Source organism: Peribacillus sp. FW305-BF15, from assembly GCF_058783805.1.
The window spans coordinates 143,940-156,080 of sequence record NZ_JBYSYV010000011.1 but is presented as its reverse complement, the minus strand read 5'-3'; the positions used below and the strand labels follow the sequence as shown (position 1 = coordinate 156,080).

12 protein-coding genes and 1 pseudogene are annotated in these 12,141 nt (G+C 41.5%); 4 read left to right on the top strand and 9 right to left on the bottom strand.

The window, feature by feature from the left end:
* Nucleotide 1: 1 nt before the first annotated feature.
* From AC3WLU_RS14015 to AC3WLU_RS13995, 5 genes are all read right to left on the bottom strand, one after another.
* Nucleotides 2-769 (bottom strand): amino acid ABC transporter ATP-binding protein, encoded by a 768-nt coding sequence (locus tag AC3WLU_RS14015; protein ID WP_492597428.1) that lies wholly within the window; start codon nt 767-769, stop codon nt 2-4.
* A 4-nt stretch (nt 770-773) separates the two neighbouring features.
* Nucleotides 774-1,445: an amino acid ABC transporter permease gene (locus AC3WLU_RS14010; RefSeq protein WP_057279163.1), complete on the bottom strand. Its 672-nt coding sequence runs from the start codon at nt 1,443-1,445 to the stop codon at nt 774-776.
* Between the two features lie 24 nt (nt 1,446-1,469).
* Entirely contained in the window at nt 1,470-2,270 is an 801-nt protein-coding gene (locus AC3WLU_RS14005) for an amino acid ABC transporter substrate-binding protein (protein ID WP_187050188.1), read from the bottom strand.
* Nucleotides 2,271-2,289: 19 nt separating this feature from the next.
* Nucleotides 2,290-2,823: a GNAT family N-acetyltransferase gene (locus AC3WLU_RS14000; RefSeq protein WP_095679320.1), complete on the bottom strand. Its 534-nt coding sequence runs from the start codon at nt 2,821-2,823 to the stop codon at nt 2,290-2,292.
* Between the two features lie 84 nt (nt 2,824-2,907).
* Nucleotides 2,908-4,233: an LLM class flavin-dependent oxidoreductase gene (locus AC3WLU_RS13995; protein WP_095679319.1), complete on the bottom strand. Its 1,326-nt coding sequence runs from the start codon at nt 4,231-4,233 to the stop codon at nt 2,908-2,910.
* Nucleotides 4,234-4,671: 438 nt separating this feature from the next.
* On the opposite strand from AC3WLU_RS13995, the gene AC3WLU_RS13990 reads away from it, so the two are divergent.
* Nucleotides 4,672-5,814 (top strand): amidohydrolase, encoded by a 1,143-nt coding sequence (locus tag AC3WLU_RS13990; protein ID WP_413004737.1) that lies wholly within the window; start codon nt 4,672-4,674, stop codon nt 5,812-5,814.
* Between the two features lie 27 nt (nt 5,815-5,841).
* A pseudogene (locus AC3WLU_RS13985) lies at nt 5,842-6,264 on the top strand (cytidine deaminase).
* A 52-nt stretch (nt 6,265-6,316) separates the two neighbouring features.
* Here AC3WLU_RS13985 and AC3WLU_RS13980 read toward each other — a convergent pair.
* From AC3WLU_RS13980 to AC3WLU_RS13970, 3 genes are all read right to left on the bottom strand, one after another.
* Nucleotides 6,317-6,919 carry an MEDS domain-containing protein gene (locus tag AC3WLU_RS13980; RefSeq protein WP_492597427.1) on the bottom strand — a complete coding sequence of 201 codons (603 nt, stop codon included), beginning with the start codon at nt 6,917-6,919 and terminating at the stop codon, nt 6,317-6,319.
* Nucleotides 6,920-6,998: 79 nt separating this feature from the next.
* Nucleotides 6,999-7,634 carry a FusB/FusC family EF-G-binding protein gene (locus tag AC3WLU_RS13975; RefSeq protein WP_034310600.1) on the bottom strand — a complete coding sequence of 212 codons (636 nt, stop codon included), beginning with the start codon at nt 7,632-7,634 and terminating at the stop codon, nt 6,999-7,001.
* Nucleotides 7,635-7,779: 145 nt separating this feature from the next.
* The gene (locus AC3WLU_RS13970; RefSeq protein WP_034310602.1) at nt 7,780-8,043 is read right to left on the bottom strand and encodes a CD3324 family protein; all 264 of its coding nucleotides are present in this window, start codon (nt 8,041-8,043) and stop codon (nt 7,780-7,782) included.
* 359 nt (nt 8,044-8,402) lie between these two features.
* Here AC3WLU_RS13970 and AC3WLU_RS13965 point away from each other — a divergent pair, with 359 nt between their 5' ends.
* The gene (locus AC3WLU_RS13965) at nt 8,403-9,047 is read left to right on the top strand and encodes an SDR family oxidoreductase (protein ID WP_096340928.1); all 645 of its coding nucleotides are present in this window, start codon (nt 8,403-8,405) and stop codon (nt 9,045-9,047) included.
* Between the two features lie 36 nt (nt 9,048-9,083).
* Here AC3WLU_RS13965 and AC3WLU_RS13960 read toward each other — a convergent pair whose 3' ends face one another.
* Nucleotides 9,084-9,650 (bottom strand): sugar O-acetyltransferase, encoded by a 567-nt coding sequence (locus AC3WLU_RS13960; protein ID WP_057279159.1) that lies wholly within the window; start codon nt 9,648-9,650, stop codon nt 9,084-9,086.
* A gap of 359 nt (nt 9,651-10,009) precedes the next feature.
* Here AC3WLU_RS13960 and brnQ point away from each other — a divergent pair, with 359 nt between their 5' ends.
* Nucleotides 10,010-11,341 carry a branched-chain amino acid transport system II carrier protein gene (gene brnQ, locus AC3WLU_RS13955; RefSeq protein ID WP_400449014.1) on the top strand — a complete coding sequence of 444 codons (1,332 nt, stop codon included), beginning with the start codon at nt 10,010-10,012 and terminating at the stop codon, nt 11,339-11,341.
* Nucleotides 11,342-12,141: the final 800 nt, after the last annotated feature.

The window sequence follows — 12,141 nt, the reverse complement described above, 5'->3', positions numbered from 1 at the left end:
TTCACTTCCTTTTTTGCCTGGCAGATCCTTCCGTTTCATCTCCCATCTGCCGTAAAAAACGCTGAGTTCGCGGATTAAGAGAATGCTCAATTACTTGTTCTGGGGTGCCTTGTTCGATAATATGTCCGTCTGCCATGAATATGACATGGTCAGCAACTTCCTTGGCAAATTGCATTTCGTGCGTCACGATCACCATTGTGGTATCCTCTTTCGCTAACTCCCGTATGACTTGTAAAACCTCATTAACCAATTCGGGATCTAGAGCGGAGGTAGGTTCATCAAATAAAATGGCATGTGGTTTCACAGCTAATGCTCTAGCGATGCTGACACGCTGCTGTTGTCCGCCGGATAAGGTAGCGGGGTATTGTTGGGCTTGTTTTTCCAAGCCAACCCGATTCAATAAATCAACGCCGATTTGAATGGCTTCCTCTTTTTTCATTTTTTTGCTGACAAGCAATGCTTCAATCACGTTTTTTAAGGCCGTTTTATTTTTAAAAAGGTTATAGTGTTGGAATACCATCGCTGTTTGCTGTCTTAATTGATAGGCGTCTTTCTCTTTATATTTTTGGGTATCCAATTTTACATCCTTGATTTCGATGGTGCCGCTGTTGGGCTTTTCCAACAAGTTCAGACAGCGTAATAACGTTGATTTTCCAGAACCTGAAGGGCCAATAATGGCGACAACTTCCCCGGTTCTTATTTCCAAGTTAATATCGTTCAATACTTGTTTATCACCAAAATATTTAGATAAGTTTCTTACTTTTATCATATGATCACCTTCTAAGTGGTTTGCTGAGCCAAATTTCCAGGTATTTTTGTATCCAAGAATAAAGAATAACCAATAGCCAGTAAATCAAGCCAACCACCAAATACGTCTCGAAAAAGCGCATGTTAGCGGATGCAATAATTTTTCCCTCTGCAAATAATTCCGTAATTCCTAATGTAAAGGCAAGGGACGTTTCTTTAATCAAAGATATAAATGTATTCCCTGTTGCGGGCAATGCATTTAAAGCAGCCTGTGGTAATATGATTCGCGAGTAAATCTGCACTCTTTTCATGCCTGTTGCAAGGCCCGCTTCCATCTGCCCTTTGTCCACGGAGTTCAAACCAGCTCGGAAAATTTCTGCTAAATAAGAGGATTCCTTCAAACTGAATCCAATGATTGCCGCCGTCATTGCTTCCATCGTTGACAACGACGGGAATAACTGTGGTAAACCGTAATAAATGATGAATAATTGTACCAATGTTGGCATTCCACGGAATAAAGAGATATATAAGCCTGCCAATTGGGTGATTCCAAAAATATTGCTATTTCTTATCAAGGCTACTACAAGTCCGATAATAATGGCTAAAGCCATCGAAATGATGGCTAAAACCAGAGTGATTGGAATAAATTTTGCGATTTGCAGGGAAATTTCCAACATATATTGTAAATCAAAATTCATAATGCTTTAAAACCTCCGCTATGCTTATTCGCCGGAATTCGTGGTGATGTCTTCACCAAAATATTTATTGGACAGCTTCGCTAATGTACCATCTTCTTTAAGTTTTTTGATTTCTGTCGTGAATTCATCATTTAATTTTTTGCCTTTTTCTGTTTTGGTAAATGGATACCCTACATTTTCATAGGCCACTGGATCGCCAACCAGTTTTAGCGGAAGATCATTTTTCTTTATCTCGGCAACCAGGATTGGGCGGGAATTGATATAGCCATCTACACGGTTGTTAATGGCATCTTGCATCGCACCATCCCGGGTTTCATAGGTTCGTATTTTGATTTCGCCATTTTTATCATATTTTTCTAGGTTTGTGACGTTATTAGACCCCAGCACACCGGAAACGGTCTTGCCTTTAAGATCAGCCAAACCTTTAATATCATCGTTTTTTGTGCTTGATACAATTTGTGCACCATAATAACTATACGGCTCTGTAAAATTAAATTGCTCTTCGCGTTCTGGTGTTATAGCAACGGCATTCGCAACGGTGTCCAGTTTACCTGATCCCAATTGCCCCATTATCCCACTGAAATCAGAAGTGACCCACTCTACCTTGTATCCTAAATTCTTGGCGATGAGTTCTGTAAGTTCTACGTCAAAACCTATTAATTTACCATCCTCTTGATAACCATTTGGATAGCTTTGGCCAGTGGACCCTACTTTAATTGTTTTTTGTTCGGAATCATTGGCCGCATTCTCTTGTTTTGAATTGCCACATGCTGCAAGTACTAATATGAAAAGTAATGCAAGTCCAAGGGAAAGAATTTTTTTCATCGTTATTTACCTCCTGTTATTAAATGGTTTGATTATGTTTTTCGGTCCAAGCTTGATATTGTCCAGGCTGCAAGATTTTCCTCAAATAAATTGTGAGATGGCCTTTGCCTAAATCTTTTTGCCCGATCTCTTCAAATCCACTTTTTTCGTACATTTCCTTTAGCCATGGATGATTATCCGCGGTTCCGAGCGTAACCGCAGGGGCTCGCAGTTGCTTCTTCAAAATTTCTTCTTCGAGCCATGACAGCACTTTTTTTCCTATTCCTTGACGCTTATACGCAGGGTTTGTAGCGAACCAGCCTATGTGTGGCAATACGAGCGGGCCAGGATTAGGGCCCCAAGGCAACCGGATCGATACGGTCGAAATAAATGTCCCGCTTTCCTCCAGGACATATACCTTATTTTCGGATATATGCTTTATCGCTTCCTCCCTCGTGGCCGTTGCTGCAGAGAAGTGAATATCCAACTCTCTTATACTCGCATAAGCATCCAATGTTAATTGGAGGAATTTATCCACATCTTCTACACGTACTTCACGAAATGTTTGACTCATCTTGCGCCTCCTATACTCTATCTAGTTAATTCCTCTTCGGGTGGGTGATTCCGTCTTTGAGAACTATCCGCCAGGTGTAAGTGTTTAAAGCTGGGAATATTGGTTGGCCGGTTTATCCAAGCCAAGATTCCCTCGTAATGTGTTGCTTTCATATTCAGTACGAAAAATTCCTTTCGATTGCAGTTCAGGGACAACAAGTTCTACAAAATCCGTTAAAGAATCAGGCAAGAGGGCTGGCATGATATTAAAGCCATCAGCCGCATTTCCATTCACCCAATCTTCAATCTTATCTGCAATCTGCGTTGGTGTTCCAATTGCGATATGATGTCCACGTGATCCTGCAACCCACTGATATGTCTGACGTAACGTCAAATTTTCATTGATCGCCCGTTTAACGATCAAATCATATTTACTTTGGATGCCGTCTACATGTTCTGGTAGCGTAATATCAGCGAACGGTGTATCCAAAGGGATGTTCGAAAAATCCACATTTCCAAAATATCTTCCCATAACAGCCAATCCTATTTCGGGAATGATCAGCTCCTGCAATGCCTCGTACTTTTCTTTGGCTTCCTTCTCGGTCTGTCCCACAATCGGGAACAAACCTGGCATGATGCTCAAGCTGTTTTTCTCCCGATTGAAAGCGGCCAATTGACCTTTTAATTCATGGTAAAATGAAACCGCGTCCTCCTTGTTCTCCTGGGCAGTAAAGACGATCTCTGCGTGCTTTGCTGCAAGCAATTGCCCAGGGCCAGAAGAGCCTGCTTGTACAATGACCGGATGCCCCTGAGGGGAGCGGGAAATATTTAATGGTCCTTTTACATTGAAAAACTCACCTTGGTGATTGATTTCATGAAACTTGCTTTCATCAATGAATTGGCCAGTTTCTTTATCGATGACCAATGTATCGTCTTCCCATGAGTCCCACAATTTCTTGGTAACTTCAACAAATTCAGTCGCCCTTTTATAACGGAGTCCATGTTCTAAATGTTCTGATTTATTGAAGTTTACTGCAGTGGAGGCAAGGGACGTTGTGACTACGTTCCAGCCAGCGCGGCCGGAGGTAATATGGTCTAAAGAAGCAAATTTCCTAGCAACATTAAAGGGTTCTTCGTAAGTGGTGGAGGCCGTTGAAACCAAACCAATATTGGAAGTCGCCGAGGCTAGATAAGATAACAAGGTCAATGGCTCGAATCGAGTCAGAATATTAGGATGCGAGTCCTTTGCAACTGACAAACTATCTGCCAAAAATAATAAGTCAAATAAACCTTTTTCGGCAGTCTGGGCCAACCCTTTAAAATAATCGATGCTCATATTACCTTTCGGATTGGCGTTAGGATGTCTCCAGGAAGCAACGTGATGTCCTGTTCCGGCCAAAAATACACCAAGCTTTACTGTTTTCTTTTTCATGTGTCAATTGCTCCTTTATGTCTTCACTTTTAAACGCAGGGGATTTATAATGGTAATATCCTTACTGGTTTACTATGAATTAATGCTGAAATAAAACCCGCTTCAGTTTAGAAGAGGGTTTCTTCCGACTATATATTTCCTTACTTGTTTTCTACTAAATTGAATCCTTTTTCGGGTTGATACGTTAATATAATATAGAAATTAAATCAAATGGTAGCATCTTATATAATAAATTGTCAATGTTAAATATTCGGAATATACACATTTATGATCTCCGGAAAATATTGTTATGGTGCTTATGACTCGACCTAAATTAGAGCTCAGTTTTTATACGTTAATCAAATAGCTTATTTGAAAGCTGTTTCAATTGATATTCCTTGGCTATTAGCTTTCGTTCTTTACTATTCGGATTTTTAAGGAGATGGACAACCGTTGACCATGAGCAATGTAGAATTGGAAAATTATTTATTGGAATTCAGACGCGATCTTCATATGACACCTGAATTATCAAACCAAGAATTTGACACGACAAAAAAAATTAAAGAAGCGCTTCAAACTCAAGATATCAAGATACTTGATTTCCCATTGAAAACTGGTGTCGTAGCTGAGATAAAAGGGAGTAAGCCGGGACCTACGATAGCACTTCGCTCCGATATTGATGCTTTACCAATTTTAGAGCAATCTGAGGTGGATTTTCCTTCAAGGCACAGCGGCGTTATGCATGCATGTGGTCATGATTTTCACACTTCCGTCATTTTGGGGACTGCTTTTTTATTAAAAAAAGAAGAAAGAGATCTATCCGGAACGATTCGCTTGATTTTTCAGCCTGCGGAGGAAACGGGGCATGGTGCAAGTGCTTTAATGGAAACCGGTGTGCTGGATGATGTGGATGTGATTTTTGGCCTTCATAATGATCCGACATTGCAAGTTGGGGAGTTAGGGACAAAACATGGCGCTCTGACAGCGGGAGTCGATCGCTTTGAAGTGCATGTTAAAGCAACTGGTTCCCATGCGGCCAAACCGGAAGAGGGTAATGATCCGATTATCATAACAGGACATATTATCTCAACGTTGCAAACCATCATCAGCCGCAATGTGGCGCCAAAAGAGTCCGCGGTTTTGAGCATCACCCAAATTCATAGCGGCTCAACGTGGAACGTTATCCCGGATAGTGCATATATGGAAGGAACCGTCCGCACCTTCAGTAAAACTCAACGAGAGTTCATTCAGAAACGTATGAAACAGGTCCTGCACGGTATTAGTGAAACATTCAATGCAAATGTTGAATTATCATGGCATCCTGGCCCGCCATCAGTTGATAATACGCCTGAATGGGCAGATTTGGCGCTTCAGGTTGGAGACACAGCAGGTTACACGACAAAAACCTTGGAAGCTAGTTCAATAGGGGAAGACTTCGCTTTTTACCAAGAAAAAATTCCAGGTGCTTTCGTCATGATAGGGTCGGGCGGTCCTTATGACCTGCATCATCCTAAGTTTATAGTAGATGAAAAAGCACTTTTTCCAGCTGCTTCTTATTTCCGCTTATTGGCTTTAGAAGCGTTAAAAAAAATTCCTGAATGAAATATTAGAAGAGAAGGTGGTCCAGTCATCAAAACGTATCCATTGAATGAGTCGATCGTGATTTAATAGAAGCTGCAAGTGCAAAAATTAGAGATCTTTACAAGGAAAATAGGCATCATGTTGGCGCTGCATTAAAAACGAGTTCAGGAAAAAAGTTGCTGCGGTACATATTGAAGCATATATTGGCCGGGTTACTGTAGTACAGAAGCCATTGCGATCGGCAAGGCGATATCGGACGGGGAAAAGGGATTCGATACCATCGTGGCGGTTAAGCATCCCTATTCCGATGATGAAGAAAGAGCTTTTAAAGTGGTTAGCCTGTGTGGGATGTGTCGGGAATTAATCTCGGATTATGCAAAAGAGTGCTTTGTCATCCTGAATATTAATGGGGAAACGGTAAAGACGAAGATCGGTGAATTAATTCCGTATAAATACACGAGGGATTCATGATAAATGCAACGGAAAAAACACGCTTAGGGGAATTCCTAAGCGTGTAAGTGTATTATTTCAAGCTAGATGACAAGTATTGTTCACAGATGGTGATATCATCGTCTTCTAGAACATAAGGATGTGTTTCCAGCAAAATGGTTTTCAGGTATTCTGGCATCCTATCACCTTTGTACGCACAAATTAATGTAAATGACAGCAGATTTACAGCTTTGTCTACTGTTCTCTCAAATTCCTCTATGATATGCAGGGGCTCTTCCAAGGTTGTCCATTCCACATGTGCCCATGATCGGAAAGAGATTTTATTTTCGACATAGGGCTGAACCGTTTTATTAAAGTATTCTTCGATTGCAGGAGGATGATAACTGCCGCTTGAGCAATAGAAATCGAAGTTGTTCACAAAGTGAAGGAGCTTCATTTGATCTTTTGTTAACCGAGTGCTTAGTTCTTTATGGATAATGGGGTAAATACGGTCATTTTCAACAAGAATGACGTAATCCCCCGCCGTGATGCCATCTTGGATATAACTTAAAACTTGTTTAATGTAATTTTCCATTTCATTATAGGAATATAGCACATGAACATTTTTTTGGTCTTCGAACAACTGATTCATTTTGCTTTTCAATATATCAATCCTTCTTTCATGTATCGTTTCCATTATACTAGAATTCCATAGCAAGAGTTTTTTAACAAGGGCAAAAAGCAATCCTTCTTCATTGAAGGATTGCTTTTCCGTTTTATTTCAGCCGTTCGATCAGGTCGGTCATTTTATCCAAAGTGGTTATGTTCTGGTTGCATTTCATGCTGTCCAGACAAATATAATTCCCTTTTTTAATGAATGTCCCTTGGACGGTTCCTTTTGTTTCAGACATGAACATCCCTACTTCTTCAAAGCGGCTGCATATGGCACAGATCCCTTTTTTGTTGGCAGGTTTAATGGTTCCATGCAATCCGGTGAGTTTATGATGATGGGGGGCAATGATGAATTTCTTTCCGGATCCGACATCATCCCATCCCAGGTATGAAATCTCTCTCAAATCGATGTTTTCCAACAAAGGGGTTTTTAATTTCTTTGCTTTAGGAAATAGTTTTTTTATCGTTTTTTCGGTTACTTCTTTAAATGGGATCACAAATGGCTTTACCTGTAGTAGAAAGGCTTCGGCTTGTGCGGGATCTTTGATGGTATCCACTGGGTCCAGCAGTTGTTTTTGCTCTTCGCTCAAGTCACTGAATAAGCTTAGTACCCTTTCTTTGGCGACTGTTTTCAGGGTGTTGATCACATCCTTATCGTTGGCAGTCGCGTGTCCATTTATGAGAATTTGTGTTTGGGATTTTATGAAGTTATACTGCTCGCTCCTGATAAAAGGTTCCATTTTCTTCACTCCTGTTTCTTCAAGTGTTACCGTTTCTCTTTACTTTACATAAATTGCATCTGCTTTAAAAGGGGGGAAACGACTAAGAAACATACTCGGCATACAAATAGCACTGATATCATTATCAGTGCTACCCGTGTAATTTTTATTTAGAATATACGATTTTCTTGATGGTTTCCGCGGAGAGAAAATGTTCCTCGGCTAATTGATGGATGGAATGCCCGTCTTTGAAAGCATATTTTATAGAGGCATTTCGGTCATCGATCAATTCCCTTGATCCCGAACGGGTTCCCCATTTGTGATGGGCTTTTTCGGGTTTAGGGATATATATGGTTTCACCTTGCACATACTTTTGAATTTCAACGATCAGCTTTTCAGGTAAAACGGCCGTCGCTTTTACATACTTCATTTCTGCCAGCCCCTTATTCTTTATTAAGAATGAAATAAGGTGCAAAGCCGAATATTAGAAATGATAAGGCGGGCGATTAAATTTAGCTTAATTCAACCCCATGCAAAGTATCGCCTCCAATACTAGGCTTTGCATGAGACGCTGCAGAAGGTGGCATTAACATTCGTATTGCCATCTTTACACCTCCCCTTTGTGTTTCTGAAGAACACGTGTTGTTCTTATTATAAAATAGAATAGGGTGAGTTGCCAAACTTTTTCCAATGTTAAAGCTGAATCGGCGGGCTGATTGTTTGATAATGTTCTGAGTCCATGAAATAATTTGGAGGGAAACCAAACTAAACATTATGGGAGCTGACTTTATGAAAGTATTCGTAGTTGGGGCAAATGGGCAGATCGGTAAACATCTTGTAGATTTATTAAAAGACAGCCCGGATCATAGTGTACGGGCAATGGTTCGCAAAGAAGAACAAAGTGAGCATTTAAAGAAAAATGGAATTGAATCTGCAGTCGTCAGTTTAACTGGATCAGTGGATGAGATTGCGAATGCGGCAAAAGGCTGCGATGCCATCGTGTTCACAGCAGGGTCCGGAGGTAGCACCGGTGCTGATCAAACGCTGTTGATTGATCTGGATGGTGCAGTTAAAACGATTGAAGCGGCAGAAAACCTGGGAATCGACCGATTCATCATGGTGAGTGCTTTTCAGGCCAATAATCGCGAAAACTGGAATGAAGCCATCAAACCATATTATGTGGCCAAGCACTATGCGGATAGGGCATTGTTACAAAGCGATTTAAATTATACGATCATTCGGCCTGGCGGTCTGGTTAATGAACCGGGAACGGGCAAAGTGACCGCCGCCGAGGAATTGGAAAGAGGATCGATTGCCCGTGAAGATGTGGCTCGAACGATTCTTGCTTCATTGACCGATGAAAATACCTATAAGCGTTCATTTGATTTAATCTCTGGCGATACTGCAATCGCGGAAGCCTTGAGGAAAATTTAACGTAAAACAGGGGCAGAGCCACTCAGTGGACTCTGCTTATTTAATTCCTTCGATATTCTTGATGACCTTCGCTGGATTTCCACCGACAACAACGCCTTCAGGAACATCCTTTGTTACGACGGCCCCTGAGGCGACAACGGAATGACTCCCTATTGTAACGCCAGGATTGATGATGGCCCTTCCTCCAATCCATACATGATCCCCTATCGTAACCGGTTTTCCGTATTCCACTCCAGAACTGCGTTCAAAGGGATCCAGCGGATGTGTAGCTGTATAGATATGCACTCCGGGAGCCAACATGCAGTCCCTGCCAATTTTCACTTCGCAAACATCCAAAATGACACAATCAAAATTAGCATAAAAGTTTTCCCCGACAGAAATATTGTATCCATAGTCACAACGGAAAGTGGGTTCAATATATACATTTAGCCCAGTGGAACCTAAAAGCCGTTTCAGCAGTGCGGTCCGTTCATCTCCTTCGCTTTCCGTTGTCTGATTGTATAACCGGGTCAACTTTCTGGCATTTTCCCTATCTCTGATTAATTCCGGATCAGCGGCGATGTAAGGTTTCCCGCTCACCATCTTTTCTTTTTCAGTATTCATGTATGCGCCTCCTGTTTCTTTTTTTATATAGTTTGAAAAAAATCTGAATATTAAAACATTTTTCCTGCAAAATAAATTGCAGTGCTTTTTACTCAACTTTTCTGTTGAATCTAAATGCCTCTCTCGTTTTTTAAAAAAGAAGTTAGAAAAGAAAGATTTTTCCGAATAATGAATGAAATAGCTTTGACAAACGTTCCACCGGATTTTATAGTAAGAAGAGTTATGGATGATTCATAGTTTCATGAAGGTCCATTTTAACAGATCAGTAGAATGGTTCGAAGTTCATGTCATTTTTTTTCGGAAATTGTGGACAACTCTTTTCTTGGTTAAGATAATCACAAAACAATGGAGGGCTCTATATGTCACAGAAAGCACCGCTGTCATTCGTCATTGTAACAGGATTAATGCTTTTTGCTTTATTTTTTGGTGCAGGAAACTTAATTTTCCCTGCCATGCTCGGTCAATCAGCCGGGACCAATTTATGGTCAGCCAGTTTAGGATTCATCATTACTGGTGTTGGACTGCCATTCATTACAATATTGGCCTTTGGTTTTTCAGGAAAAAATGATGTTCAATCGCTTGCAAGCAGGGCACACCCCTTATTCGGCATCATTTTCACCGTCGTTCTTTATTTATCTTTGGGACCGCTTTTCGCACTTCCCAGAACGGGGAGTGTATCCTACGAAATAGGGATTAAACCTTTCCTATCTAATGATGTCGGTTTTTTACCATTGCTGATATTCACGATCATATACTTTGGGATTGCCTGTTTATTATCCATCAATCCATCAAAAATGCTCGATATCGTCGGAAAAATATTAACACCTTTATTATTGATTTTCATCGGGATTCTCATTGTGGTCGCAATTATTAACCCAATGGGTGAAATCCAGGCCCCAGCGGCTGATTATTCAGATAATTCTTTCTTTAAGGGATTTAAAGAAGGATATTTGACCATGGATACGCTGGCCGGATTTGCATTTGGGATCATCGTCATCAATGCGATCAAAGATAGAGGGATAACATCAAGAAAAGAAGTGTTGGGCTTCTGTCTGAAAGCCGGCTTAATCGCTGCCAGCTTGTTGGTGATCGTTTATGCGTCTATAACTTATGTCGGGGCAACAAGTGTGGAAAACCTCGGTCAACTGGGTAATGGCGGAGACGTTTTGGCCCAAGCCTCGAACCATTTTTTCGGACCGGCTGGTGCCGTGTTGTTAGGGTTGATTGTGATCGCTGCTTGCCTGACTACAAGCATCGGTTTGATAACGGCTTGTGCCACGTATTTCAATAAAATACTGCCTGCCGTATCGTATAAATCATATGTCGTCATCTTCTCCGTTTTCAGTGCGGCCGTTGCCAATGTAGGTTTGACCAAGCTGATTTCCATTACAGTGCCTGTGTTAACTGCGCTTTATCCCGTGGCGATCGTTTTGATCGTTCTTACGTTCTTCCATTCCTTATTTAAAGGGAAATCGGAGGTATATTTAGGAAGCTTATTATTAACGGCCATCATCAGCATAATGGATGGAATAGTGGCATCAGGCATTAAACTGGATGCCATTTCGGACCTTTTCACTCAATACCTTCCACTATATAGTGTAGGGGTGGGCTGGGTGATTCCTGCCATCATCGGCGGTGTATTGGGCTATATGGTATACCTATTGAAAGGTGACCCTAAGGAAGCCTATTAAGGGATATCAGAGTGGACCTCGAATAACGTTGATTTCCACTCCAGGCACTCGCTTTCCGCGGGCGATCCGGGAGCCTCCTCGGCGCTCTTTGCGCCTGTGGGGTCTCCCTTGGCCGCGCTTTTCCACAGGAGTCTCGTACCTTCCGTTCCAATCAACTGGATTGTCTTTAAAGAAAAAACTGTAGTCGGCGGAAAGGGAGCGGATTTCAGAAATCAAGCTGAAACGTCTTTTACATAAAAAAACTGCAGCGAACTAGTTCTATATGGTTTTTTATTGTTTTATGAACCCTTGTTGGATTGAAGAAATTTGCGACACTCCTGCCGAATATCTGGCTAGCCAAGACCCCACAGCCGCATGCGGTGAGGAGGCTTGGCAGACAGTCGGCGGAAAGGGAGCGGATTTCAGAAATCAAGCTGAAACGTCTTTTACATAAAAAAGCTGCAGCAATCTAGTTCAATATGGTTTTTTATTGTTTTATGAACCCTTGTTGGATTGAAGAAATTTGCGACACTCCTGCCGAATATCTGGTGGCTAGCCAAGACCCCACAGCCGCTTGCGGTGAGGAGGCTTGGCAGACAGTCGGCGGAAAGGGAGCGGATTTCAGAAATCAAGCTGGAACGTCTTTTTCATAAAAAGCTGACGCGAACTAGTTCTATATGGTTTTTTAATGTTTTATGAACCCTTATTGGATTGAAGAAATTTGCGAGACTCCTGCCGAATATCTGGCTAGCCAAGACCCCACAGCCGCTTGCGGTGAGGAGGCTTGGCAGACAGTCGGCGGAAAGGGAGCGGATTTCAGA

What these genes read in the sequence shown, in the direction of transcription:
- AC3WLU_RS14015 (WP_492597428.1), bottom strand. Translation starts at nt 769, where the DNA reads ATGATAAAAGTAAGAAACTTATCTAAATATTTTGGTGATAAACAAGTA.
- AC3WLU_RS14010 (WP_057279163.1), bottom strand. Translation starts at nt 1,445, where the DNA reads ATGAATTTTGATTTACAATATATGTTGGAAATTTCCCTGCAAATCGCA.
- AC3WLU_RS14005 (WP_187050188.1), bottom strand. Translation starts at nt 2,270, where the DNA reads ATGAAAAAAATTCTTTCCCTTGGACTTGCATTACTTTTCATATTAGTA.
- AC3WLU_RS14000 (WP_095679320.1), bottom strand. Translation starts at nt 2,823, where the DNA reads ATGAGTCAAACATTTCGTGAAGTACGTGTAGAAGATGTGGATAAATTC.
- AC3WLU_RS13995 (WP_095679319.1), bottom strand. Translation starts at nt 4,233, where the DNA reads ATGAAAAAGAAAACAGTAAAGCTTGGTGTATTTTTGGCCGGAACAGGA.
- AC3WLU_RS13990 (WP_413004737.1), top strand. Translation starts at nt 4,672, where the DNA reads ATGAGCAATGTAGAATTGGAAAATTATTTATTGGAATTCAGACGCGAT.
- AC3WLU_RS13980 (WP_492597427.1), bottom strand. Translation starts at nt 6,919, where the DNA reads ATGGAAACGATACATGAAAGAAGGATTGATATATTGAAAAGCAAAATG.
- AC3WLU_RS13975 (WP_034310600.1), bottom strand. Translation starts at nt 7,634, where the DNA reads ATGGAACCTTTTATCAGGAGCGAGCAGTATAACTTCATAAAATCCCAA.
- AC3WLU_RS13970 (WP_034310602.1), bottom strand. Translation starts at nt 8,043, where the DNA reads ATGAAGTATGTAAAAGCGACGGCCGTTTTACCTGAAAAGCTGATCGTT.
- AC3WLU_RS13965 (WP_096340928.1), top strand. Translation starts at nt 8,403, where the DNA reads ATGAAAGTATTCGTAGTTGGGGCAAATGGGCAGATCGGTAAACATCTT.
- AC3WLU_RS13960 (WP_057279159.1), bottom strand. Translation starts at nt 9,650, where the DNA reads ATGAATACTGAAAAAGAAAAGATGGTGAGCGGGAAACCTTACATCGCC.
- brnQ (WP_400449014.1), top strand. Translation starts at nt 10,010, where the DNA reads ATGTCACAGAAAGCACCGCTGTCATTCGTCATTGTAACAGGATTAATG.